At 73.4% G+C, this 23,941-nt stretch carries 23 protein-coding genes; 10 read left to right on the plus strand and 13 right to left on the minus strand.

Features of this window, described 5'->3' with window-relative positions; genetic code table 11:
* Nucleotides 1-55: 55 nt before the first annotated feature.
* Both GA0070562_RS23860 and guaB read right to left on the minus strand, forming a co-directional pair.
* Nucleotides 56-1,174, minus strand: coding sequence for a GuaB3 family IMP dehydrogenase-related protein (locus GA0070562_RS23860; RefSeq protein ID WP_091426231.1), 1,119 nt, complete (start codon nucleotides 1,172-1,174; stop codon nucleotides 56-58).
* 30 nt (nucleotides 1,175-1,204) lie between these two features.
* Nucleotides 1,205-2,767 carry an IMP dehydrogenase gene (gene guaB, locus GA0070562_RS23865; RefSeq protein ID WP_091426234.1) on the minus strand — a complete coding sequence of 521 codons (1,563 nt, stop codon included), beginning with the start codon at nucleotides 2,765-2,767 and terminating at the stop codon, nucleotides 1,205-1,207.
* 197 nt (nucleotides 2,768-2,964) lie between these two features.
* Here guaB and GA0070562_RS23870 point away from each other — a divergent pair, with 197 nt between their 5' ends.
* Nucleotides 2,965-3,369, plus strand: coding sequence for a DUF5319 domain-containing protein (locus GA0070562_RS23870; RefSeq protein ID WP_091426236.1), 405 nt, complete (start codon nucleotides 2,965-2,967; stop codon nucleotides 3,367-3,369).
* A gap of 12 nt (nucleotides 3,370-3,381) precedes the next feature.
* Here the strand turns inward: GA0070562_RS23870 and GA0070562_RS23875 are convergent, their stop codons facing one another.
* Nucleotides 3,382-4,200: a response regulator transcription factor gene (locus GA0070562_RS23875; RefSeq protein WP_091426239.1), complete on the minus strand. Its 819-nt coding sequence runs from the start codon at nucleotides 4,198-4,200 to the stop codon at nucleotides 3,382-3,384.
* 252 nt (nucleotides 4,201-4,452) lie between these two features.
* On the opposite strand from GA0070562_RS23875, the gene GA0070562_RS23880 reads away from it, so the two are divergent.
* The gene (locus tag GA0070562_RS23880) at nucleotides 4,453-4,836 is read left to right on the plus strand and encodes a WhiB family transcriptional regulator (protein ID WP_091426735.1); all 384 of its coding nucleotides are present in this window, start codon (nucleotides 4,453-4,455) and stop codon (nucleotides 4,834-4,836) included.
* Nucleotides 4,837-4,913: 77 nt separating this feature from the next.
* Here the strand turns inward: GA0070562_RS23880 and GA0070562_RS23885 are convergent, their stop codons facing one another.
* The 3 genes from GA0070562_RS23885 to groES all read right to left on the minus strand — a co-directional run bounded on the left by GA0070562_RS23885 (nucleotide 4,914) and on the right by groES (nucleotide 8,749).
* Entirely contained in the window at nucleotides 4,914-6,596 is a 1,683-nt protein-coding gene (locus tag GA0070562_RS23885; protein WP_091426241.1) for a sulfite oxidase, read from the minus strand.
* Nucleotides 6,597-6,720: 124 nt separating this feature from the next.
* The gene (gene groL / locus GA0070562_RS23890; protein ID WP_091426243.1) at nucleotides 6,721-8,364 is read right to left on the minus strand and encodes a chaperonin GroEL; all 1,644 of its coding nucleotides are present in this window, start codon (nucleotides 8,362-8,364) and stop codon (nucleotides 6,721-6,723) included.
* Between the two features lie 70 nt (nucleotides 8,365-8,434).
* On the minus strand, nucleotides 8,435-8,749 hold the full coding sequence (gene groES, locus GA0070562_RS23895) for a co-chaperone GroES (RefSeq protein WP_018222648.1): 315 nt from the start codon (nucleotides 8,747-8,749) through the stop codon (nucleotides 8,435-8,437).
* 254 nt (nucleotides 8,750-9,003) lie between these two features.
* Between groES and GA0070562_RS23900 the strand changes: the two genes are divergently transcribed.
* The 7 genes from GA0070562_RS23900 to GA0070562_RS23930 all read left to right on the plus strand — a co-directional run bounded on the left by GA0070562_RS23900 (nucleotide 9,004) and on the right by GA0070562_RS23930 (nucleotide 16,256).
* On the plus strand, nucleotides 9,004-10,203 hold the full coding sequence (locus GA0070562_RS23900; RefSeq protein ID WP_091426245.1) for a THUMP-like domain-containing protein: 1,200 nt from the start codon (nucleotides 9,004-9,006) through the stop codon (nucleotides 10,201-10,203).
* Between the two features lie 55 nt (nucleotides 10,204-10,258).
* Nucleotides 10,259-10,738, plus strand: a complete 480-nt coding sequence (gene ybaK / locus GA0070562_RS23905; protein WP_091426247.1) for a Cys-tRNA(Pro) deacylase — start codon at nucleotides 10,259-10,261, stop codon at nucleotides 10,736-10,738.
* 204 nt (nucleotides 10,739-10,942) lie between these two features.
* Nucleotides 10,943-12,046 carry a sugar ABC transporter substrate-binding protein gene (locus tag GA0070562_RS23910; protein WP_091426248.1) on the plus strand — a complete coding sequence of 368 codons (1,104 nt, stop codon included), beginning with the start codon at nucleotides 10,943-10,945 and terminating at the stop codon, nucleotides 12,044-12,046.
* Nucleotides 12,047-12,149: 103 nt separating this feature from the next.
* Nucleotides 12,150-12,959, plus strand: a complete 810-nt coding sequence (locus tag GA0070562_RS23915) for an ATP-binding cassette domain-containing protein (protein ID WP_091426249.1) — start codon at nucleotides 12,150-12,152, stop codon at nucleotides 12,957-12,959.
* Entirely contained in the window at nucleotides 12,956-14,215 is a 1,260-nt protein-coding gene (locus GA0070562_RS23920) for a sugar ABC transporter permease (RefSeq protein ID WP_091426253.1), read from the plus strand. The genes GA0070562_RS23915 and GA0070562_RS23920 overlap by 4 nt, the downstream gene beginning before the upstream one ends.
* Nucleotides 14,216-14,244: 29 nt before the next feature.
* Nucleotides 14,245-15,420: an ROK family protein gene (locus GA0070562_RS23925; RefSeq protein WP_091426256.1), complete on the plus strand. Its 1,176-nt coding sequence runs from the start codon at nucleotides 14,245-14,247 to the stop codon at nucleotides 15,418-15,420.
* Between the two features lie 98 nt (nucleotides 15,421-15,518).
* Nucleotides 15,519-16,256 (plus strand): DUF4142 domain-containing protein, encoded by a 738-nt coding sequence (locus GA0070562_RS23930; protein ID WP_091426259.1) that lies wholly within the window; start codon nucleotides 15,519-15,521, stop codon nucleotides 16,254-16,256.
* Nucleotides 16,257-16,307: 51 nt separating this feature from the next.
* On the opposite strand, the gene GA0070562_RS23935 is transcribed toward GA0070562_RS23930, so the two are convergent.
* From GA0070562_RS23935 to tsaB, 6 genes are all read right to left on the minus strand, one after another.
* Nucleotides 16,308-18,077, minus strand: coding sequence for an ABC transporter ATP-binding protein (locus GA0070562_RS23935; protein WP_091426261.1), 1,770 nt, complete (start codon nucleotides 18,075-18,077; stop codon nucleotides 16,308-16,310).
* Nucleotides 18,074-19,780 carry an ABC transporter ATP-binding protein gene (locus GA0070562_RS23940; RefSeq protein WP_091426264.1) on the minus strand — a complete coding sequence of 569 codons (1,707 nt, stop codon included), beginning with the start codon at nucleotides 19,778-19,780 and terminating at the stop codon, nucleotides 18,074-18,076. Before GA0070562_RS23940 ends, GA0070562_RS23935 begins: the two co-directional genes overlap by 4 nt.
* Nucleotides 19,781-19,850: 70 nt before the next feature.
* A complete protein-coding gene (locus GA0070562_RS23945; protein WP_091426737.1) occupies nucleotides 19,851-20,105 on the minus strand; it encodes a hypothetical protein in 255 nt (84 codons plus the stop codon).
* A 17-nt stretch (nucleotides 20,106-20,122) separates the two neighbouring features.
* Entirely contained in the window at nucleotides 20,123-21,169 is a 1,047-nt protein-coding gene (gene tsaD, locus GA0070562_RS23950; protein WP_091426267.1) for a tRNA (adenosine(37)-N6)-threonylcarbamoyltransferase complex transferase subunit TsaD, read from the minus strand.
* Between the two features lie 5 nt (nucleotides 21,170-21,174).
* The gene (rimI, locus tag GA0070562_RS23955) at nucleotides 21,175-21,618 is read right to left on the minus strand and encodes a ribosomal protein S18-alanine N-acetyltransferase (protein ID WP_091426272.1); all 444 of its coding nucleotides are present in this window, start codon (nucleotides 21,616-21,618) and stop codon (nucleotides 21,175-21,177) included.
* Nucleotides 21,615-22,292, minus strand: coding sequence for a tRNA (adenosine(37)-N6)-threonylcarbamoyltransferase complex dimerization subunit type 1 TsaB (gene tsaB / locus GA0070562_RS23960; protein WP_091426275.1), 678 nt, complete (start codon nucleotides 22,290-22,292; stop codon nucleotides 21,615-21,617). The genes rimI and tsaB overlap by 4 nt, the downstream gene beginning before the upstream one ends.
* Before the next feature lie 171 nt (nucleotides 22,293-22,463).
* Between tsaB and GA0070562_RS23965 the strand changes: the two genes are divergently transcribed.
* Nucleotides 22,464-23,189 (plus strand): helix-turn-helix domain-containing protein, encoded by a 726-nt coding sequence (locus tag GA0070562_RS23965; RefSeq protein ID WP_091426277.1) that lies wholly within the window; start codon nucleotides 22,464-22,466, stop codon nucleotides 23,187-23,189.
* Here GA0070562_RS23965 and ung read toward each other — a convergent pair.
* Nucleotides 23,178-23,876, minus strand: coding sequence for a uracil-DNA glycosylase (gene ung, locus GA0070562_RS23970; RefSeq protein ID WP_091426740.1), 699 nt, complete (start codon nucleotides 23,874-23,876; stop codon nucleotides 23,178-23,180). The genes GA0070562_RS23965 and ung overlap by 12 nt on opposite strands.
* Nucleotides 23,877-23,941: the final 65 nt, after the last annotated feature.

Genomic DNA, 23,941 nt, shown 5'->3' on the forward strand with positions numbered 1-23,941 from the left:
GGCCGGAACACGTCCGCGCCGCCGCCCGCGCCGTCACGCGGTGCTCAGCCGGTGCTCAGCGGTCGAGGACCAGCCCGACCTTCTGGAACTCCTTCAGGTCGCGGTAGCCGCACTTGGCCATCGCCCGGCGCAGGCCGCCGAAGAGGTTGAGCTGGCCGTCCGGCTCGTCGGCCGGGCCGAACAGCAGCCTCTCCATCGAGCCGAGCGGCTCGCCGGCCACCTCGAACGCGCCCCGGGGCAGCGACGGGTGGCTGGCCGCGGAGTGCCACCAGGCGCCGCCGGCCGGTGCCTCCTCGCAGAGCGAGAGCGGCTCGCCGAGCATCACCGCGTCCGCGCCGCAGCCGAGCGCCTTGGCGATGTCACCGGAGGTCTGCATGTCGCCGTCGGCGATCAGGTGCACGTACCGGCCGCCGGTCTCGTCCAGGTAGTCGCGGCGGGCCGCGGCCGCGTCGGCGATGGCGGTGGCCATCGGCACCCGGATGCCGAGCACCGACTCGGTGGTCGACCAGTCGTCGCCGCCGATGCCCACGATCACGCCGGCCGCGCCGGTACGCATCAGGTGCAGCGCGGTCTTGTAGTCGGTGCAGCCGCCGACGACGACCGGCAGGTCGAGGTCGGCGATGAACTCCTTGAGGTTCAACGGCTCGTCGGTGGTCGAGACGTGCTCGGCGGAGACGAGCGTGCCCTGGATGACCAGGATGTCCACACCGGCGTCGAGGATCACCGGGGCCAGCGCCAGCGTGTGCTGCGGGGAGACCCGCACCGCCACCGTGCCGCCGCCCTCGCGCAGCTCACGCACCCGCTCGGCGATCAGGTCGGGGCGGATCGGCTCGGCGTAGACCTCCTGGAGGCGCTTGGTCGCCCGCGCGTCCTCGTCGAGGCCGGCCAGCTCCTCCAGGATCTTGGCCGGGTTCTCGTACCGGGTCCAGAGGCCCTCGACGTTGAGCACGCCGAGGCCGCCGAGCTGGCCGAGCCGGACGGCGGAGGCGGGGCTCATGGTCGCGTCCGAGGGGTGCGCGACGCACGGGATGCCGAACTGGTACGCGTCGAGCTGCCACGCGGTGGAGACGTCGTCGACGTCCCGGGTGCGGCGGCTCGGCACGATGGCGATGTCGTCCAGGTGGTAGCCGCGCTGCGCGGTCTTGCCCAGCCCGATCTCGACCACGTCACGCATGGGGGACTCCAGGTGGTTGGGGGTGGTGGGTCAGCGGGAGTGGTAGTTGGGCGCCTCGACGGTCATCTGGATGTCGTGCGGGTGGCTCTCCTTGAGCCCGGCCGCGGTGATCCGGATGAGCTGGCCACGCCGGTGCAGCTCCGGGATGCTCTCCGCGCCCACGTACCCCATCGCGGCGCGCAGCCCGCCGGTGAGCTGGTGGGCGACCGCGGACAGCGGCCCCCGGTAGGGCACCTGGCCCTCGACGCCCTCCGGGACCAGCTTGTCCTCGGCGAGCACGTCCTGCTGGAAGTAGCGGTCCTTGGAGTAGGACTTGCCCTGGCCGCGCGACTGCATGGCGCCGAGCGAGCCCATCCCCCGGTACGCCTTGTACTGCTTGCCGTTGATGAAGATCAGCTCGCCGGGGCTCTCCTCGCAGCCGGCCAGCAGGCTGCCGAGCATCACCGTGTCGGCACCGGCCACCAGGGCCTTGGCGATGTCGCCGGAGTATTGAATGCCGCCGTCACCGATCACCGGCACGCCGGCCGGGCGGGCGGCGCGGGCCGCCTCCATGATCGCGGTGATCTGCGGTACGCCCACGCCGGCCACGATCCGGGTGGTGCAGATGGCGCCCGGGCCGACACCCACCTTCACGCCGTCCGCGCCGGCCTCGACGAGCGCCTTCGCCCCGGCGTACGTGGCGATGTTGCCGCCCACGATGTCGATGCTGACGTCCCGCTTGAGCCGGGCCACCATCTCCAGCACGGCCCGCTGGTGACCGTGCGCGGTGTCCACGATGACGACGTCCACCCCGGCGTCGACGAGCGCGCGGGCCCGCTTGTAGCCGTCCTCGCCCACGCCGACCGCGGCGGCGACCCGGAGCCGGCCCGCGTCGTCCTTGGTGGCGTTCGGGTACTGCTCGCTCTTGGTGAAGTCCTTCACCGTGATCAGGCCGCGCAGCTTGCCGCCCGCGTCCACGATCGGCAGCTTCTCGATCTTGTGCTGGCGCAGCAGGCCGAGCGCGTCGTCCTTGCTCACGCCGACCGGCGCGGTGATCAGCGGGGTGCGGGTCATGATCTCGCGCACCGGCGTGGCCGGGTCGGAGACGAACCGCATGTCGCGGTTGGTGACGATGCCGACCAGCTGGCCCTGCCCGTCCACCACCGGCACGCCGGAGATGCGGTAACGCCCGCAGAGCGCGTCGACCTCGCGCAGCGTGTCCTCCGGGCTGGCGGTCACCGGGTTGGTGATCATGCCGGACTCGGAGCGCTTCACCAGATCGACCTGGAGCGCCTGGTCCTCGACGGAGAGGTTGCGGTGCAGCACGCCGATGCCGCCCTGGCGGGCCATGGCGATCGCCATCCGCCCCTCGGTGACCGTGTCCATCGCGCTGGACAGCAGCGGCACGGTCAGCTCGATGTTGCGGGTGAGGCGGGTGCGGGTGTTGACGCGGCTGGGCACGACGTCCGACTCGCCCGGCTGGAGCAGCACGTCGTCGAAGGTCAGCCCGAGCGGCACCACCCGGGCCGAACCGGCCGGCAGCTCGGGCAGATGGCCACCCAGCTCCCCGCCGTCGGTGCCGGCCGGGATCTCGGTGCTGGGCGAATTCTCCACGATTGCTCCCCTGAGCTGGTCGATCGGGCTGCAGCGAGGCGGCGCGCGGGGGCACCGGCAGGCGCCTGGTGACGGCGCGTCGCCTCATCGTACCCACTGGCCCGTCCCGGCCCGGGCAGCGGCGGGCCCGAGGGTAGGCCGGGCCACAGCACGGGCTGGGGCGGGCTTTCCGGCGGCTCGGGGTCTACGGTGAGGGGGTGCACGACGAGCCCATCGACCCGTTCAACGGCGACCCGGCCGATCCGGCTGCCGGCCTGCACGACCCCGGCGACGACGACGCGCTCGACCCGCTGACCGAGGTCGAGCGCCAGGACGTCCTGGAGGATCTCGCCGACCTGGAGATCTACCAGGCGTTGCTCCAGCCGATCGGCGTGCGCGGCCTGGTGATCGAGTGCGAGGACTGCCGCGAGCCGCACTACTTCGACTGGGACCTGCTCCGCGGCAACCTGCGTCACCTGCTCAACTCGGGGCGTCCCCGGGTGCACGAGCCGGCCTACGACCCCGACCCGGACCACTACGTGAGCTGGGACTACGCCCGCGGCTACGCCGACGGCGTGCACGACACGCTCACCGAGGGCACCGACGACTCCGCCCCGGAGTGACTCCCGCCCGGGTCAGGCGACCAGGCCCGCCCGGAATCCGGCCGCCACGGCGTGCGCCCGGTCGCGCGCGCCGAGCTTGCGGAACAGCCGCCGGGCGTGCGTCTTGACCGTGTCCTCGGACACGAACAGCTCCCGCCCGATCTCCGCGTTGCTCTTGCCCTCGGCCATGCCGAGCAGCACCTGAAGCTCCCGCTCGGTCAGCCCGATCGCGCTGCGCGGCGTCCGCGCCGGCCGCTGGGCCGTACCGGGCCGGGGCGCCTCCGCGCCGTCGGCCGCCGCCGGGTCGTCCGGGTCCTCACCCCGCTGCACCGGCACCACTGTGGGCAGGCCCGCGGCATCCACCGGCGCTGTCGCCGGCCAGCCGGGCCCACCCTGGGTACGCCCCGGCGCCGCCGACCGGGTCGGCCCGCCCACCGCCGCCGCGTCCCGAGCGGTGTCCGCCACCCGGTGCCTGTTGCTCCGGCCGGGGGCGGAGAGCAGCAGCAGCGCCTTGGCGACCGCGCTGGTCAGGTCGTGGTCGGCGTTCTGGATCAGGCCGCGCGCCCCGGCGCTGATGGTGGCCGCCGCCGACTCCGACTCCTCGGCGCCGAGCAGCAGCACCGCCGCCTGCGGGGCGCGAGCGAGCACCCGCCGGACGAAGCCGGCGCTGTCCGGGCGGGTCAGCGCGGTGTCGGCGAGCACCACGTCCACCGGACGCTCGGCGAGCCGCAACATCACCTCCGGATCGGAGACGGCCGTCCGGACGACGCCGGACAGCCCGAGCCGCGCCGCCGCGGAGGTCAGATGCTGGGCCGCCAATGGTGTCCGAACGCACACAAGAACACTACGCACGGTGGTCTCCTCTCCGACTCAGAGCAGACCATGCGGAGGTGGGCTCGGGAGGGGGTTCCGGGCAATCATCCGAACTTTTCCGACAGATGGGGCATATGCCGCCGAGTGTCCGAGGTTTTCGATCACAGATGTGTGAGGCGCGGACCGCTCGGGTACCGAGGGGTTCATCCGGAACCGGCATCCCGCGCGGACCGCCGCCCGGTAGCTGGCAACGAACATTCTCCGCGGTGCCGCGCGGGAGGAGGGGTGCTGATGTCGAACGTACGTAGGCTGCCTGGACCGATCGACGAGCTCTGGGACTGGCAGCGGCTCGGAGCCTGCCGTGGCCGCGACAGCGCGCAGTTCTTCCACCCGGACGGTGAGCGCGGCTCCTCCCGGCTGCGCCGCGAGATGGGCGCCAAGTCCGTCTGCCGCGCCTGCCCGGTACGCGCCGAGTGCGCCGCGCACGCGCTCTCCGTGCGCGAGCCGTACGGCGTCTGGGGCGGCTTCAGCGAGTCCGAGCGGCTGCGGCTGCTCGCGCTCGGCTGGGAGGACCTGGCCGACCGCCGGCAGACCCGGGTGGACATCGCCCGGCTGGAGACCCGCCTCGGCCGGCCGCACAACACCGCCGTGCCGGACCAGCGCAAGGTCGCCTGACCCGGTCCACTGATCTCCGACGCCGCGCCCCGACCCTCGGGGCGCGGCGTCGTCACGTCGCACCCCGGGTCGGCGGGTCAGCCGACTGTGACCCGCACCGTGTGCCAGCCGGTCGCGCCGTCGGGGGCGACCGGGGCGCGCTGTTCCGTCTGCGTCTCGCCCGTCGTGTCGGTCGCCCGGACCTGGAGCGTGTGCTCGCCCGGCGTCGCGTCCCACCGCCAGGACCACTGAACCCAGGTGTCAGCCGACACCGCCGGGGCCGGCGTCGCCTCCTGCCAGGGGCCGCCGTCGACGCGTACCTCGACGCGGCGGATGCCACGATGCTGCGCCCACGCCACACCCGCCACCGTCACCGGGCCGGCGGCCGGGCGGCTGCGAGGCCGGGGCGTGTCGATCCGGGACTGCGTCTTGATCGGTCCCTGCGCGGACCAGCCGCGCGGCACCCAGTACGCGTCGAAGTCGGCGAAGCTCGTCAGCTCCAGCTCGGTGAGCCACTTGCAGGCCGACACGTACCCGTAGAGGCCGGGCACCACCATCCGCACCGGGAAGCCGTGCTGGATCGGCAGCGGCTCGCCGTTCATGCCGACCGCGAGCAGCGCGTCCCGCCCGTCGCGCAGCACCGAGGTGGGCGTACCGCAGGTCCAGCCGTCGACCGCGCGGCCGACCACCTGGTCCGCGCCGTCCTCCGGTCCGGCCTCGTCCAGCAGCTCCTTGATCGGCACGCCGAGCCAGCGGGCGTTGCCGATCAGGTCGCCGCCCACCTCGTTGGAGACGCAGGCGAGCGTCACGTACCGCTCGACCATCGGGCGGGCCAGCAGGTCGTCGAAGCTCAGCTCGATCGGGTTGCGCACCCGCCCGTGGATGCGCAGCCGCCAGGTCGCCGGGTCCACCTGCGGCACCACGAGCGCGGTGTCGATCCGGTAGAACTCCCGGTTCGGCGTGACGTACGGCGCGAGCCGGGGCAGCGACAGGTCCGCTCCGGCCGGCACCTGCGGTGCGGGCGCGGCCGGGGCGGGCAGCGTCACCGCCTCCCGGGCCGCTGACACGCCACGCCGGCCGGCCAGCCAGTGCCCGCCCAGCCCGGCCACCGCCGCCGCGCCGGTCAGCAGGCCGGCGCCACGCAGGAAACGCCGCCGCGACTCCGCGTCGTCGTCGTGCCGGACCGGCTCCCAGCCGCCGGGGCTCTCCCCCTCGCGGGCAAGCGCGGCGACCGCCGGGGGCGGGGCGGACGGCTGCGTGGCGCGAGGTGCCCGATCGCCGCCTGCCGGGTCGGTCCCGCCGCGCTCGGCCGGATCGGTCCCGGCCCGCTCCCGGCGTCCCGGATCAGGGCTCAGTGGTCCGGCCACGAAGGCCCGGAGCGTCAGCGCGCCGAGCCCGCCGCCGACCAGGGAGGGCAGCGCGTCGAACGCGTTCGCGCCGGCCCGGGTCAGCGCGGCGGCGACGCCGAGCGCTGTGAACGCGGCGATGCCGGCCAGGCCGACCACCAGCCGCCGGGCCGCCGCCAGGCCGAGCAGCGCCCCGAACGCGGCCAGCAGCAGCGCCGTCCCGACCAGCAGGGCGACCTTGTCGTACGTGCCGAAGACGTCGATGGCGAACTGCTTGAGCGGCTCGGGGACCAGGTCGACGACGAGTCCGCCGACGGCGACGAGCGGAGCGGACCGGGGACCGGTCAGGACCGCCACGGGTTCGGCGGTGCCGAGTGCCACCACGGTGGCGACGACACCGGCCGTCGCCGCGCGGCGGCGGGAGAGGGTGCTCACGGCGTCCAGTCTGGTCGACCCGCCGGGCCGGCTGCCAATGTCGTCAGCGTTCCGTAAGCAGATACGCGTCGGGGCACACCACCTGGTCGGCGGTGTGCCCCGACGTCGGGACGTACTCCTCGGGTCAGAAGCCCGGGCCGTGCTGGTGGCCGTGGCCGTGCGAGTGGCCGTGCCCACCGGCGGCGGGCTCCGGCTCGGCCGGCTTCTCCACCACGAGGCTCTCGGTGGTGAGCAGCAGGCCGGCGATCGAGGCGGCGTTGCTGACCGCGTTGCGGGTCACCTTCACCGGGTCGATGATGCCGGACTTGGCCAGGTCGACGTACTCGCCGGTGGCGGCGTCGAGGCCGTGGCCCCAGTCCTGGGCGACGACCTTCTGCACCACCACGTAGCCGTCGTGGCCGGCGTTCTGGGCGATCCAGCGCAGCGGCTCGACGAGCGCCTTGCGCACGATCGAGACGCCGACCTTCTCCTCACCGGTGAAGCCCAGGTCGTCGTCGAGCACCGGCAGGATCTGGGCCAGGGCGGCGCCGCCACCCGGGACCGTACCCTCCTCGACCGCGGCCTTGGTCGCGGCGATGGCGTCCTCGATGCGGTGCTTGCGCTCCTTCATCTCGACCTCGGTGGCCGCGCCGACCTTGATCACGGCGATGCCGCCGGAGAGCTTCGCCAGCCGCTCGGCCAGCTTCTCCCGGTCCCACTCGGAGTCGGAGGCCTCGATCTCCTTGCGGATCTGCGCGACCCGGTCGGCGACCTCGGAGGCCTGCCCGCCACCGTCGACGACCGTGGTGTTCTCCTTGTCGACCACGACGCGGCGGGCGGTGCCCAGCACCTCCAGGCCCACCTGGTCGAGCTTGTAGCCCAGCTCCGGGGCGACCAGCTCGGCGCCGGTCAGGATCGCCATGTCCTGGAGCATCGCCTTGCGGCGGTCGCCGAAGCCGGGGGCCTTGACGGCGCAGACCTTGACGGTCTTGCGGAGCGCGTTGACCACCAGCGTGGACAGGGCCTGCCCCTCGACGTCCTCGGCGACGATGAGCAGCGGCTTGTTGTTCTGGAGAACCTTCTCCAGCAGCGGCAGCAGCTCCTCGATCGCCGAGATCTTCTGGGTGGTGATCAGGATGTACGGGTCCTCCAGGACCGCCTCCTGCGCCTCCAGGTCGGTGACGAAGTTCGGCGAGATGAAGCCCTTGTCGAACTGGAGGCCCTCGGTCACCTCCAGCTCGGTGGTGAGCGCGGAGCCCTCCTCGACGGTGATGACGCCGTCGCGGCCGACCTTCTCCATCGCCTCGGCGATCAGCTCGCCGATGGCGGCGTCCTGCGCGGAGACGGTCGCGACGTGCGCGATCGACTCCTTGCCGGCGACCTCGACGGCCTTGCCGAGCAGCGCCTCGGAGACCTTGGCGGCCGCCGCGTCGATGCCCCGCTTCAGGCCGGTCGGGTTGGTGCCGGCGGCCACGTTGCGCAGGCCCTCGCGGACCATGGCCTGGGCCAGCACGGTGGCGGTGGTGGTCCCGTCGCCGGCGACGTCGTTGGTCTTGGTCGCCACCTCCTTGACCAGCTGCGCGCCGAGGTTCTCGTACGGGTTGGTGAGCTCGATCTCCTTGGCGATGGTCACGCCGTCGTTGGTGATCGTGGGCGCACCGAACTTCTTGTCCAGGACGACGTTGCGCCCGCGCGGGCCGAGGGTGACCTTGACCGCGTCCGCGAGGGCGTTGACACCGTGCTCGAGCAGGTGCCGGGCGTCGTCCGAGAAGCTGAGGATCTTCGCCATCAGTATCCCTTCGAAGCGACGTTGCCCCGGCCCGGCGAGCCGGACCGGGGCAACGACACTGATCGGTTGCTTACTTCTCGATGACCGCGAGGACGTCGCGGGCGGAGAGCACCAGGTACTCCTCGCCGGCGTACTTGACCTCGGTGCCGCCGTACTTCGAGTAGAGGACGGTGTCGCCGACCTTCACGTCGATCGGCACGCGGTTGCCCTTGTCGTCGATCCGGCCCGGGCCCACAGCGAGGACGGTGCCCTCCTGCGGCTTCTCCTTGGCGGTGTCGGGGATCACGATGCCCGAGGCGGTGGTGGTCTCGGCCTCGTTCGCCTGGACCACGATGCGGTCCTCGAGCGGCTTGATCGCAACCTTGGTCGCGGTAGTCACGGGCATACCCTCCCGGGTACTTGGTGTCGTTGCCGGCCGGCACGCCGACCAGCGTCAATCTGCCACATGCCACCGGGCGGGGCCGTCGTCGCGGGTGCCGGTCCGCCTGGCGCTCAACCCCCGGGCACGAGGCTCGGGTGTTGGCACCCTCAGGGTGAGAGTGCTAATCGCAGGTTATTCCTCGGCTAGCACTCCGTCAAGGAGAGTGCCAACGCGTCGCCCTCCGTGTCGCGCCGGAACCGGGCCGGGAGAATGAGCGCGTGGATCTCGACCAGCTCGCCGCGCTGCGTACCCCCGAGGGGTCGGCGGCGCTCGCCGCGGCCGGGCGGGTGGCCGGCGGCGACCCGCTGGCGGCGGCCGCCGCGCTGCGCTCGGGCGGGATCCCGGGCGACCTCGCCGCCGCCGCGCTGACCCAGGCGGAACTGCGCCACCGGGCGGCCGGCAAGTTCGGCGCGGCGGCGGCCGGGATGTTCCTCACCCGGGCAGGGCTGGAGCAGGCCACCCGCCGCGCGGTCGCCGACCGGCGCGCGGCGCGGCTGCGCGCCGCGGGCGTGACCACGCTGGCCGACCTGGGGTGCGGCCTAGGGGCCGACGCGCTCGCCGCGGCCCGCGCCGGCATCCGGGTGTACGCGGTGGAGGCCGACCCGGTGACCGCCGCGATGGCCGCCGCGAACGCCGAGGCGGCCGGGCTCGCGGATCTGGTGACGGTGGAGTGCGGTGACGCCACGGCGTTCGACGTGACCGGGGTGGACGCGGTGTTCTGCGATCCGGCCCGGCGGCGGGCCGGCACCGGGCGGCGCGTCTTCGACCCGAACGCCTACTCGCCACCGTGGGACTTCGTCACCGGCCTGGCCGCGCGCGTGCCGCGCACGGTGGTGAAGGTAGCGCCCGGACTGGACCACGCGCTGATCCCGGCCGGCGCCGAGGCGGAGTGGGTGAGCGTGGACGGCGACCTGGTCGAGGCGGCGCTGTGGTGCGGCGAGCTGGCCGAGGTCCCGCGCCGTGCCACGGTGCTGCGGGAGCGCGACGACGCGGTCTCGCTCCTCACCGGCACGGGCGCGCAGGAGGCGCCGGTGGGACCGGTCCGGCGGTTCCTCTACGACCCGGATCCGGCGGTGGTGCGCGCGCACCTGGTCGCCGAACTGGCCGCCGGCCTCGACGCCACGCTCGCCGACCCGTCGATCGCCTACCTGTACGCCGACGAGGCCCGGACCACCCCGTTCGCCCGCTGCCTGGAGATCACCGACGTGCTGCCGTTCTCGCTGAAACGGCTGCGCACCCTGCTGCGGGAGCGGCGGGTCGGCCGGGTCGAGATCCGCAAGCGCGGGTCGGCGCTGGAGCCGGAGAAGCTGCGCCGCGACCTGCGGCTGTCCGGCGACGAGGCGGCCGGTCTGGCGCTGACCCGGGTGGCCGGCGCTCCCACGGTGCTCGTCTGCCGGCCGGTTCCGGCCGGCGGCTGACCCCGGCGCGCGGTTTCGGCTCGCGATCGGCCGACGGCCGGGCTAGCTTGAGCCCGTGGCGGGCCCTGGCACTCCGGCGATCGCGTTGCTGAGCAAGCGGAAGATCGCGCACAGCACCCACACCTACGACGCCTCGCCGGACGCGCCGAACTACGGCGCGCTCGTGGCGACCGCGCTCGGCGTGGCGCCGGAGCGCGTGTTCAAGTCGCTCGTCACCGAGGTCGACGGCGGGCTGACCGTGGCGGTGGTGCCGGTGACCGGCGAGCTGGACCTGAAGGCGCTCGCCGCCGCAGCGGGTGGCAAGCGGGCCACGATGGCGGACCGGACGACCGCCGAGCGGGCGACCGGATACGTCCGCGGCGGCATCAGCCCGCTCGGGCAGCGCAAGCGGCTACCGACGGTCATCGACGTCTCCGCGCTGGCGCACCCGACCGTGTACGTCTCGGCGGGTCGCCGGGGGTTGCAGGTGCAGCTCGCGCCGACGGATCTGGTGGCGCTCACCGGGGCGACGACGGCATCGATCGCCGCCACCTGAGCGGGGTCGTGACGGTACGTGTGGGAGCGTTCCCGGAACGCGCTCTCCCGGCGGTGTCCCGCGGGTGACAACCGCGTTGCTGAATTGTTACCGCCGCCAACAAACTTCTGACCTCGGCAGTCTTGCGGCGCATGGGAGACGGGGAATACGTTGCCGGACACAACAAAACATCACCACTCCCCCACCTCCGAAAGGACCCTGCACATGCGCAAGGGCTTCCTCACCTTCGCGGCCGTCGGTCTCCTCGCGACCGGCAGCATGGCCGCATGCGGTGACAACGGCGGTTCTTCCGACGAGGCCGGCGGCTCCAACGCCAAGAAGCCGAAGATCGGCGTGATCCTGCCGGACAGCAAGTCCTCCGCCCGCTGGGAGGGCGCGGACCGCAAGTACCTGGAGGCGGCGTTCAAGGCCGCCGGCGTCGACTACACGATCCAGAACGCCCAGGGCGACAAGTCCGCCTTCTCCACCATCGCCGACGGCATGCTGACCAGCGGCGTCACCGCCCTCATGATCGTCAACCTCGACTCGGGCACCGGCAAGGCCGTGCTGGAGAAGGCCAAGTCGCAGGGCGTCGCGACCATCGACTACGACCGGCTGACCCTGGGCGGCTCCGCCCAGTACTACGTCAGCTTCGACAACGAGGCGGTCGGCAAGCTCCAGGGCGAGGGCCTCAGCAAGTGCCTGACCGACAAGGGCGCGCAGAAGCCGGTCGTCGCCTACCTGAACGGCTCCCAGACCGACAACAACGCCACCCTGTTCAAGAACGGCTACGACTCGATCCTCAAGCCGAAGTTCGACTCCGGTGACTACACGAAGGGCCCGGACCAGAACGTCCCGGACTGGGACAACGCGCAGGCCGGCGTGATCTTCGAGCAGATGCTCACCCAGCAGAAGGGCAAGATCGACGGCGTGCTCGCCGCCAACGACGGCCTGGGCAACGCAGCCATCTCGGTGCTGAAGAAGAACCAGCTCAACGGCAAGGTGCCGGTGACCGGCCAGGACGCCACCGTCCAGGGCCTGCAGAACATCCTCGCCGGTGACCAGTGCATGACCGTCTACAAGGCGGTCAAGAAGGAGGCGGACGCCGCCGCCGACCTGGCCATCGCCCTCGCAAAGGGCGAGCGGAAGGACACCGGCCAGACGGTCAAGGACCCGGAGGGCAACCGGGACGTCCCGTCCGTGCTGCTGGAGCCCAAGGCCATCTACAAGGACAACGTCAAGGACGTGGTGGCCGACGGCTACGTCACCAAGGAAGAGCTCTGCACCGGTGCGTTCGCCAAGCTCTGCACCGACGCCGGCGTGAGCTGACCCACCCGCCTCAGGCGGCGCCGCCCGGCACGGGGAGACCCGTGCCGGGCGGCGCCCGCGCCGGACGGGATCCGAGACCTCCCTCCGCCCAAAGGAGAACCCCGTGTCCGCAACCCCCCTGCTGGAGCTACGCGGGATCGACAAGAGCTTCGGCCCCGTCCAGGTGCTGCGTGACGTCGCCTTCGCCGCGCACCCCGGCGAGGTGACGGCGCTCGTCGGCGACAACGGCGCCGGCAAGTCGACCCTGGTCAAGTGCATCAGCGGCATCCACCCCACCGACGCCGGCGAGTTCCTCTTCGACGGCAAGCCGGTCAGCATCAACAGCCCCCGCGACGCCGCCGACCTCGGAATCGAGGTCGTCTACCAGGACCTCGCGCTCTGCGACAACCTCGACATCGTGCAGAACATGTTCCTCGGCCGGGAGAAGCGCAGCGGCATCGTGCTCGACGAGCCGACCATGGAGCAGATGGCCGCCGAGACGCTCGCCGGCCTGAGCGTGCGCACCGTGAAGTCGCTGCGCCAGCACGTGGCCAGCCTCTCCGGCGGCCAGCGGCAGACGGTGGCCATCGCCAAGGCCGTGCTCTGGAACAGCAGGCTCGTCATCCTGGACGAGCCGACCGCCGCGCTCGGCGTCGCGCAGACCGCCCAGGTGCTGGAGCTGGTGCGCCGGCTGGCCGACAACGGCCTGGCCGTGGTGCTCATCTCGCACAACATGAACGACGTCTTCGCCGTCTCCGACCGGATCGCCGCGCTCTACCTCGGCCAGATGGTCGCCCAGGTGAAGACCAGCGACATCACCCACTCGCAGGTGGTCGAGCTGATCACCGCGGGCCGTTCCGGCAACCTCGGTCTCTCCACCGACCCCGGCAACGGCACCGAATCCGCCGACGCAACCTCGGGAGCGCTCCGATGACCGCCACCGCCGTGAAGAAGGAAGGACCGGCCGCCGTCACGCCCGCACACACCGTCGGCGACCACGTCCGCAACTACCTCGCCCGGGTACGCGGCGGTGACCTGGGCGCCCTGCCCGCGGTCATCGGCCTCGTAGTGCTCTGCGTGGTGTTCACCATCGTGCGCCCGGTCTTCTTCTCCGCGGGGAACTTCGCCAACCTCTTCACCCAGGGTGCCGCGGTCACCGTGATCGCCATGGGGCTGATCTTCGTGCTCCTGCTCGGCGAGATCGACCTCTCCGCCGGCTTCGCCAGCGGCGTCTGCGCCGGAATCCTGGCGAACGTGGTCAGCGTGCTCGGCTACCCCTGGTACGTCGCCGTCCTCGCGGCCCTGGTCACCGGTGTGCTGATCGGCCTGATCCTCGGATTCCTGGTCGCGAAGGTGGGCATCCCGTCCTTCGTGGTGACCCTGGCCGGCTTCCTCGCCTTCCAGGGCGTGGTGCTGCTGCTCATGAAGGAGGGCAGCAACATCTCGATCAGCGACGACGTGATCGTCGGCATCGAGAACGGCCGCATCGCGCCGGCCATCGGCTGGCTGCTCGCCGCCGTCGCGATCCTCGGCTACGCCGTCGTCCAGCTGCTGCGTCACCGCAACCGGATCTCCCGGGGACTGGTGACCGAACCGGCAGCCGTGATGGGCGCCCGGATCGGCGGGCTGGCGCTGCTGATCGTGCTCGCGGTCTACGTGCTCAACCAGGAGCGCAGCATCAACCCGCTGATCACCTCGAACAAGGGCATGCCGGTGGTCGTGCCGATCGTCGCGCTCCTCCTGGTGTTCTGGACATTCGTGCTCAACCGCACGGCCTACGGCCGTCACCTCTACGCGGTCGGCGGTAACGCCGAGGCGGCGCGACGGGCCGGCATCAACGTCGACCGGCTCAAGATCTCGGCCTTCGTGATCTGCTCGGGCATGGCGGCCGTCGGCGGCATCATCGCCGCGAGCCGGGACCGGTCGGTGGATCCCAACACCGGCGGCAGCAACGTGCTCCTCTACGCGGTCGGCGCGGCCGTCATCGGCGGCACGAGCCTTTTCGGGGGCAAAGGCCGCATGATCAACGCGGTGCTGGGCGGCGCGGTGGTGGCTGTCATCATCAACGGTATGGGACTGCTCGACCTCAGCTCCGGGCTGAAGTTCATCTTCACCGGCCTGGTGCTGCTCCTCGCCGCCGGCGTCGACGCGCTGTCCCGGCGACGTTCGGCCGCAACCGGTACCCGCTGATCCCGGTTATCGACACCATGGCAGTGGCAATGCGCGCGGGCCCCAGTCAGGACGAGATCCGTCGGCAGAACCTGGGCGCATTGCTCCGCTACGTACACGTTCACGGAGCCACCACCCGCGCCGAGCTGACCACCGCGCTCGGACTCAACCGCAGCACCATCGGCGCGCTGACCGCTGACCTGGCCGGCGCCGGTCTGGTCAGCGAGGGGACGCCGAAGGAGACCGGCCGGGCCGGACGACCGTCACTCGTCGTCCGGCCCGAGTCGGAGCGGGTCTACGCGTACGCGTACAGCGTCGAGGTGGACCGGCTGCGGGCCGCGCGGGTCGGACTCGGCGGTGAGGTGCTCGACCGCCGGGAGATGGACCGGCCGCGCAACCTGGTCGCCGGGGAGGCCGCCCCGCTGCTCGCCGGCGCGGTCAAGGAGATGCACCAGTCGGTGCCGCCGGACGCGATCTGCGTCGGCGCCGGGGTGGCGGTGTGCGGCATGGTCCGCCGGGAGGACGGGCTGGTCCGGCTCAGCCCCACAACCGGCTGGGTGGACGAGCCGATCGGTGCGGCGCTCGCCGTCGAGCTGGGAATAGACGTAACGATCACGGTGGGCAACGTGGCCGACGTGGCCGCGTACGCCGAGCACGCCCGCGGCGCGGCGGTCGGCTGCGACAACGTCATCTACATCTACGGCGACGTCGGCGTGGGCGCGGGCATCATCGCCGGAGGGCGGCGACTGACCGGGCACGGCGGCTACGGCGGCGAGGTCGGCCACATGGTGGTGGTGCGCGACGGGGTGCGCTGCGACTGCGGCCGGCGCGGCTGCTGGGAGACCGAGATCGGTGAGCACGGGCTGCTGCGCGCCGCCGGCCGGTCCGAGGCACGCGGCCGGGACGCCCTGCTCGCCGTCTTCGACGCCGCCGACCGCGGCGACGCCCGCGCCCAGACCGCGGTACGGCAGGCCGGCGACTGGCTCGGCTTCGGCGTCGCGAACCTGGTGAACATCTTCAACCCGGAGATGGTCATCTTCGGCGGCACCATGCGCGACCTCTACCTGGCCTCCGCGGCGCAGGTGCGCAGCCGGCTCAACTCCAACGGGCTGCCCGCGTGCCTGGAGCACGTGCGGCTGCGTACCCCGAAGCTCGGCGACGACGCGGCGCTGATCGGCGCCGCCGAGCTGGCGTTCGAGCGACTCCTCGCCGACCCGCTGAACTGATCGGCCCGCCGATCCGTACCAGTGTGCGGACGGACGGCCGGCTTGCGCGGCCGTCCACGACCCCGCGTACCGGTCCGGACCGAGGAGGCACCGCAACCATGGCATCGCTGGAATCCGCACGCCGCAAGCTGGCGCACCGGGTGGTACTGCTGCTCGCCGCGCTGGGCGCGGGGATCGGCGTCATTCCCGGGACGGCGCAGGCCGCACCCAACCCCGGCGTGCAGATGAACGCCGCCGACATGACGCTGCTCAACGGCGTGCGGCTGGCCGGGCTGTGGGAGATGCCGGCCGGGCAGATGGCCGCCGAGAAGGGCCAGTCCGCCCGGGTACGCGAGGTCGGCGCGGAGATCGCCAAGCAGCACGCGGAGCTGGACCAGTTGGTGGTCGAGGCGGCCAACAAGCTCGGCGCCACCCTGCCGACGGATCCGACGGCCGAGCAGCAGGGATGGCTGACCGAGATGCGGAACGCCAACGGCGCCCGGTTCGACCAGATCTTCGTCACCCGGCTGCGGGTCGCCCACGGCAAGATCTTCCCGGTGATCGGCGCGGTACGCGCCAGCACCCGCGACCCGATCGTGCGAAAGCTGGCCGAGGACGCCAACAAGTTCGTCAACGACCACATGACCATGCTGGAGAGCACCGGGCTGGTGCGCTGGCAGCAGTTGCCGCCGGCCGCGTTGCCGCCCGCGCAGAGCGACTCGCTCGTCGCCGCCGCCCAGGCCAACGTGGGCAGCGGCGGTGGGCTCCAGGTCGGCACCGGGGTGGTGTGGGCGGTGTTCCTGATCGCGCTCGGCACCGGCGGGTACGCGACCTGGCGGCTGACCCGCCGCTCCTGACCCGGCCGTCGAGCGGGCCCCGGCACTCCTGCCGGGGCCCGTCGCGCGTCCTCAGCCGTGCCAGGAACGCCACAGCGCGGCGTACGAGCCACCGGCCGCGACCAGCTCGTCGTGTGATCCCAGCTCGGTGATGCGGCCGTCGGCGACCACCGCCACGCGGTCCGCGTCGTGCGCGGAGAAGAGCCGGTGCGCGATGGCGATGACGGTACGGCCCTGAAGCACCGCCGCCAACGATCGCTCCAGAGCCCGGGCCGCCCGCGGGTCGATCAGCGAGGTGGCCTCGTCCAGCACCAGCGTGTGCGGGTCGGCGAGCACCAGCCGGGCCAGCGCGAGCTGCTGCGCCTGCGCCGGGGTGAGCGGGTGCCCGCCCGCGCCGACCGCCGTGTCGAGCCCGTCCGGCAGGGCCAGCGCCCAGTCCAGCGCGTCGACGGCGGCCAGCGCCGCGCGTACCCGCGCCGGGTCGGCGTCCGGCCGGACCATCGCCACGTTGTCGGCGAGCGTGCCGATGAACACGTGGTGCTCCTGACTGACGAGCGCGACATGGGTACGCAGCTCGGCCAGGGGCATTCCGGCCAGCGGCCGGCCGTCCACGGTCACCGTGCCGGCGCTCGGGGCGTGCACGCCGGCCAGCAGCCGGCCCAGCGTCGACTTGCCCGCCCCGGACGGACCGACCATCGCCAGCCGTTCCCCCGGCCGGGGCTCCAGCGTCACGCCGTGCAGCACGTCGTGCCCCGGGCGGTACGCGTACCGGACGTCGTGCGCGGCGAGCCGGCCCGCGCCGCCCGCACTGCCCGGAGCGGCGGCGCGCTCGTCCGGCGTGGCGGATGCCCTGGCGCGCTCGTCCGGCTCGGCGGCCACCCCGAGCAGCCGGGCCAGCGACGCGCCGCCGACCTGGAACTCGTCCAGCCAGCCGAGCAGCCGCTCGATCGGGTCGGTGAGCTGCTGGGCGTAGAGCGTGGCGGCGGTGACCTGGCCGAGGCTGGCCCAGCCCTTCAGGTGGAACCAGCCGCCGATGAGCAGGGTCGCCACCATCGGCACCAGGTAGCCGAACTCGGCCACCGGCCAGAACACGGTCCGCAGGTGGAGCGTGTAACGCTCGGCCGCGTACGACCGGCGGATGTCCGCGTCGCCGCGGGCCCGGCGGCGGGCCGCCTGGCGCAGCGCCTCGGTGGTCCGCGCCCCCTCGACCGTCTCGCTGATCCCGTCGGTGATGTCCGAGTAGGCGGCGTTCTCCCGCAGGTAGCCCTGGGGCGCGCGGCGCAGGTACCAGCGCGTGCCGGCCCACAGCACCGGCACCGCCAGCAGGCTGGGCAGCGCCAGCAGCGGGCCGGTCAGCACCAGCGCGCCGAGGATCAGCAGCACGGTCAGCGCCGCGATGAGCGTCTCCGGCCCGGCGAACCGGACCGTACGGGAGAGCGCGGCGACGTCCCGCGAGGTGCGGGTGAGCAGGTCGCCGGTGCCGGCCCGCTCGACCGTGGCCAGCGGCAGCGCGAGCACCCGGTCGACGAACTCCTCCCGCAGCTCGGCGAGCACCCGCTCCCCGAGCCGGGCCGAGGCCAGGTGCGCGAAGCGGACCAGCACCGCCTGCACCACCACGAACGCGGCGATGGCCGCCACGACCCGGTCCACAGTCGTCGCGGCGACGCCCTGGGAGATCCCCTCCACCAGGTCGCCGAGCAGGCGCGGGGCGACGAGCCCGGCGCCCGCGGCGAGCGCGTGCAGACCGAGCGCGGCGGCCAGGCCACGCGGGTGACGGCGGATCAGCTCGCGCACGTACCGGCGGACCTGGGCGATGTCGGCGACGGGCAGCGCGTTGCTCATCGGTCCTCCTCCCGGCTCACCGTGGCGGCGTAACGCGGCTCGGCGGCGAGCAGTTCCTCGTGCCGGCCCTCGGCGACGACCTTGCCGTCCTCCACGAAGACCACGTGGTCGGCGTGGCCGAGCACCAGCGGGCTCGTGGTGCAGACGAGCGTGGTCCGGCCGTGGCGGGCCGGGCCGAGCCGTTCGGCGATGCGGGCCTCGGTGTGCGCGTCCACCGCGCTGGTCGGCTCGACCAGGATCAACGTCTCCGGGTCGGCGACGAGCGCTCGGGCCAGCCGCAGCCGTTGCCGCTGCCCGCCGGAGAACTCCCGGCCGCGTTCGGCGACCTCGCCGTCCAGGCCGCCGGGCAGCGCCTCGACGATGTCGGTGGCGCTCGCCGCGGCCAGCGCCGCCGCCACCGCGCCGGGCTCGGCCCGGTCGTGCGGGTCCAGCTCGGTGCGCAGCACGCCGCTGAACAGCTGCGCGTCGTTGTCGGCCACCAGGATCCGCTCCCGCACCGTCGCCAGCGCCACGTCCCGCAGCGGTACGCCGTGCAGCGTGACGTCCCCGTCGGCGTACCGGCCGAGCCGGTCGGCGATCTCGGTGGCGTCCTGCGGGGTGGCGGTGGCCAGCGCGGTGAGCCGGCCCGGTCGCAGCACCAGCCCGGAGCGTACGTCCGCCAGCTCGCCCGGCCCGGCCGGCACCGGCACCGGGGTGGCCGGATCGGTGAACTCCGGTGCGAGCCGCAGCAACCGGACCACCCGGCGGGCCGCGACGTGTCCCCGGGTCAGCTTGTCGGCCGCCTCGGTGAGGTTGCGCAGCGGGCTGACCAGGAACGCGGTGTAGCCGTAGAACGAGACCAGCTCCCCGGCGCTGATCTCGCCGCGCAGCGCGAACCGGGCGCCGAGCCAGGTCACCAGCACCACGAAGACGCCGGGCACCAGGATCTGCGCGGCCTGCAACAGCGACTCGACCCGGGCCACCCGCAGCCCGTCCGCGCGCAACGCCTGGGACCGTTGCCGGTAGCGCTCGGACAGCACCGGCTCGCCGCCGACTCCGCGCAGCACGCGCAGGCCGGAGACGATGTCCGCGGCCCGGGCGGTGAGCCGGCCGGTCGAGTCCCGGTACGCGGCCTGCTGCCGGTGCAGGGGGCGGATCAGCAACGCCACGAGCGCCATCAGCAGCGGCACCCCGAGCACCACCACGAGGCCGAGCGGCTGGGAGGCGTTGAGCAGGATCACCGCGACGGTGACGATGCCGACCACCGAGCCGGCGCCGCGGGCGGTGATGTCGATGGCGCCGCCGATGTGCTCGATGTCGGCGGTGCCGATGCTCACCACCTCGCCCGCCGCGACCCGCCGGGGCAGCGCGGCGCCGAGGCGGTTGGTGGCGTCCACCGTCACCTGGACGGTGCGGTAGGCGGCACCGAGCCAGTTGTGCACGGCGCAGCGGTGGCGCAGGATCCCGGCGACGGCCTGCACCAGGCCCAGCCCGAGCAGGGCCAGCCCCCAGCGCACCAGCGCGTCCGGGTCGCGTTGGGCCAGGCCGGCTTCCACGGCGCGGCCGAGCACGGCCGGCACCAGCGCCTGGGCCAGCATCCAGATCACGCCGAGCGCGAGACCGGCGCCGAAGATGACGGGGTGCCGCCCGGCGAGCCACACGAGGTATCGGGTGGCCGAGCGCGCGTCGGGGGTGCCGGGATCACCGGCCGGTGAGAAGCGCATGGCCCACCGACGCTAGGTGCCGGGGCGCCCCGCGCGCCAACCAATTCCGGCCGTCGTGACGGCCGTCGCGTCAGCGGTCGACCTGCGTGAAATCCCAGCTGTGCGGCGGGCGGGCGATCAGGCGCGCCGGCGGCTCGGGCAGCTCCCGGGGGTTGTTCCGCCACTTGGAGATGACCACGAGCCGGTGGTCGGTGGAGGAGAACACCTCGCTGGAGACGTGCATCGGGTCGTGCTCGAACTCGGGCAGCGCGGTCTCACAGACCCAGGTGATCAGGTCGGCGAAGCCGTACGGCTCGGCCTTGGCCTCCCACATGCGGACGATCATGTCGGTCCCCTCCCCGCTCACACGCTGACCACTGTCAGCGGCAGCGCCGAGTCGGCCGGCAGGTCCAGCCGGCTCGGCGCGACGCCCGCGGCGACCAGGTGGGAGCCGAGCGCGGCCACCATCGCGCCGTTGTCCGTGCAGAGCTTCGGCCGGGGCGTACGCACCCGGATGCCGTGCTTGCCGGCCCGCTGCTCGGCCATCGCCCGCAGCCGGGAGTTGGCGGCCACGCCGCCGCCGATCACCAGCGTGTCGATGCCGCTGCTGCGGCAGGCGTCGATCGCCTTGCCGACGAGCACGTCGCAGACCGCCTCCTGGAAGGACGCGGCCACGTCGGCGACCGGGACCGGCTCACCGGCCCGCTGCCGCGCCTCCACCCAGCGGGCCACCGCCGTCTTCAGGCCGGAGAAGGAGAAGTCGTACCGGTGCCCGGCCAGGTCCTTCGCGGCGGTCAGCCCGCGCGGGAAGGCGATCGCCGCCGGGTCGCCGGCGCGCGCCTCGCGGTCGATGTACGGTCCGCCGGGGAACGGCAGCCCGAGCAGCCGGGCCACCTTGTCGAACGCCTCGCCGGCCGCGTCGTCGATGGTGGCGCCGAGCGGTACCACGTCGCGGGCCAGGTCGTCGACGCGCAGCAGCGAGGAGTGCCCGCCGGAGACCAGCAGCGCGATGGCGGGCTCGGGCAGCGGGCCGTGTTCCAGCGTGTCCACCGCGACGTGCGCGGCGAGGTGGTTCACGCCGTAAACCGGCTTCTCCGCCGCGACCGCGTACCCCTTGGCGGCGGCGACCCCGACGAGCAGCGCGCCGGCCAGGCCCGGCCCGGAGGTCACGGCGATGGCGTCGACGTCGGCGATGGTGACGCCGGCTTCGCGCAGCGCCCGGTCCATGGTCGGCACGATGGCCTCCAGGTGGGCGCGGCTGGCCACCTCGGGCACCACGCCGCCGAACCGGGCGTGCTCCTCGACGCTGGAGGCGAGCGCGTCGGCGAGCAGCGTGTGCCCGCGCACGATGCCCACGCCGGTCTCGTCGCAGGAGGTCTCGATGCCGAGGACCAGGGGTTCGTCAGCCATGCGCGTCAGTCCTCGTTGCGCTGCATGACCAGCGCGTCGGTGTTGCTCGGTTGGTAGTAGCCGCGCCGTACGCCGATCGGCTCGAAGCCGTAGCCGGCGTAGAGCCGTTGCGCCGGCGCGTTGTCCGCGGCGACCTCCAGCAGCGTGCTGCGGGCACCGCGCCGGGCGGCCTCGGCGAGCAGCGCCTCCAGCAGCAGCCGGCCGATCCCCCGGCGCTGGGCGTCGCGGCGGACCGCGACGTTCTGCACCCACGCCTCGTCGGGCGGGGACACGGTCAGCCCGGCGTAGCCGAGCACGGCGCCGTCGTCGTCGGTGGCGACCAGGTAGAAGTGCCCGTTGGCGAGTTCGTTCCAGAACATCCCCGCCGACCACTTCTCGGCGCCGAAGAGGTCCGCCTCGATGGGCAGCACCTCGTCGATGTGCCACCAGCGGAACCGGCCCAGCCTCATGGCAGGACCGGCTTGTGGCCGGTGGCCGCGACCGCATCCGGGCGACGCAGGTAGAGCGGGGTGAGCGTCTCACCGGGCGCGCCCGCGCGGATCCGCGGCGCGGCGAGACGGGCCAGCGCCAGCGGGTCCGGGTAGCGCGGCTCGTCGCGCACCGGCAACCCCAGCACGTCCGCGTACCGGTGCGCGCCGTCGCCGACCGCGACGGTGACCGCCAGGTCGCGCGCCCGCTCCGCGACCACCGCCGGGGCCGCCACCTCCGGGCCGGCCAGGCGCTGACCGGCGCCGTCGTAGACGGCCCAGTAGATCTCCCGGCGCCGCGCGTCGCTCGCGGCCAGCACCGGCTCGCCGGCGGCCGCCGGGTGGCCGAGCCCGTCCAGCGAGCAGACGCCGTACGTGGGTACGCCGAGCACCTGACCCATGGTGGCGGCGGTGACCAGCCCGACGCGCAGCCCGGTGAACGGGCCCGGGCCGAGGCCGGCGACGATCGCGGCCAGGTCTGCGGGCCGCGCGCCGACGTCCGCCAGCACGGCGTCGACCTGCGGCGCGAGCAGCTCGCCGTGGGCGCGGGCGTCGACGGTGCACCGGGCCGCGCGGAGCGCGACGCCGTCCGCCGAGACCTCGGCCAGGGCGGCGGTCACCGCGGGCGTCGAGGAGTCCACCACGAGTACGAGCACGGTAAGCCAGCCTAGCCGTCCGCTCCGCCCGCCCCGGGCACGCCCTCGCTGCTCGCCCGGTCACGGTGCGTAGCGCCCGGATCAAGGAGGAGAGGTGAGAGCCTTATGCCTCTGGGTCATAAATATGACTCCGAGGCATAAGGCTGGGAAGAGGACTGCCATTCTCCGGAGATGACGGAGAGTCGCCTCGTTCGAGAGGTCGCCCGCACCCTGCGGCGTGAACGCGAACAAGCAGGACTCACCCAGCAGGCGCTGGCCGCCCGGTGCGGGCTCAGTCAGGCCGCCATCGCCCGGATCGAACGCGGCGACCGGCTGCCGAGCCTGACGACCGCGGAACGCCTGTTGGCCGCGCTCGGCCGGCAACTGCGGATCGAGGTCGAGCCGCTGGACAGCCACCTGGACGCCGCGCTGGACGAGATGGCCGGAATGGTGCTTTCCGAGCGGATCGAAGTTCTCCGGCTGGACCGGATCATGGACGCCCTGGGCGACCTGCCGTACGTGCTGTCGGGCGGCACGGCGGCACTGCTGCAGGGCGCGCCGCTGCCGGTGGACGCGGTCGAGATCGCGGTGCGCTGGCGGGACTCGCCGCAGTTCAGCGCGCTCCTCGATCGGATCCACGCGCAACGCTGGGACGCCCGATGGCAGGTGTGGGGCGGCATCCACACGGAGCCCGAGGAGCCGGGCGAGCACCGTTGGCTGACCCGCTACGGCGAGCTGCGGGCCCGGATGTGCGAGGAACTACCCGAGCCCGTCGAGGTCCGCCTCGGTGAACGTACGTACCCGGTCGAGCCGCTGGTCGAGGTGGAGGTGACCGACCGGCGCACGGCCGAACTGCTCTCCCGGTACCGCCGGCGCCTCGCCGGGGCGGGCGAGGCGCCGGGCGGGTCAGCCGGCTGAGCGCTCCCAGTCGACGGTGGGCAGCCCCGCGTCGGCAAGCGCCTTGTTGGCCGCGCTGAACGGTCGGCTGCCGAGGAAGCCGCGCGGGTTCATCGGGCTCGGGTGCCCGGCCTCCAGCACCACGTGCTGCGGGTTGGTCACGAGCGCCGCCTTCTTGCGTGCGTAGCCGCCCCACAGCAGGAAGACCACGCGCTGGTCGAGCGCGTCGAGCGCCCGGATGGTGGCGTCGGTGAACTCCTCCCAGCCGCGGTTGGCGTGCGAGCCGGGCGTGGCCTGCCGGACCGTCAGCACCGAGTTGAGCAGCAGGACGCCCTGCGCGGCCCAGCCGTCGAGATTGCCGCTGCGCGGCTTCGGCACGCCCAGGTCCTCGCCCAGCTCCTTGAAGACGTTGCGCAGCGACGGCGGCACCGCGACCCCCTCGCGCACGCTGAAGCTCAACCCGTGCGCCTGGCCCGCCTTGTGGTACGGGTCCTGCCCGAGGATCAGCACCCGGGTGTCGGCCGGGCCGCACAGCCGGTAGGCGGAGAAGAGGTCCTCCAGCGGCGGGAAGACGGTGGCGGTCGCGTACTCCCGGGCGACGAACTCGGCCAGCGCCGCGGTGCGGGCCGGGTCCAGGTGGGGGGTGAGCACGGCACGCCAGGCCTCCGGCAGCAGCGCCGGCAGGTCCAGGGTGGGGGCGTCGGGCATCGGCAGCCTCTCCTCGTCGGTCGCCACCTTCTTACCAGCCGCAACCGACACTCCCGGGCGGCGGC

This window comes from Micromonospora tulbaghiae (assembly GCF_900091605.1).
GTDB lineage: Bacteria > Actinomycetota > Actinomycetes > Mycobacteriales > Micromonosporaceae > Micromonospora > Micromonospora tulbaghiae.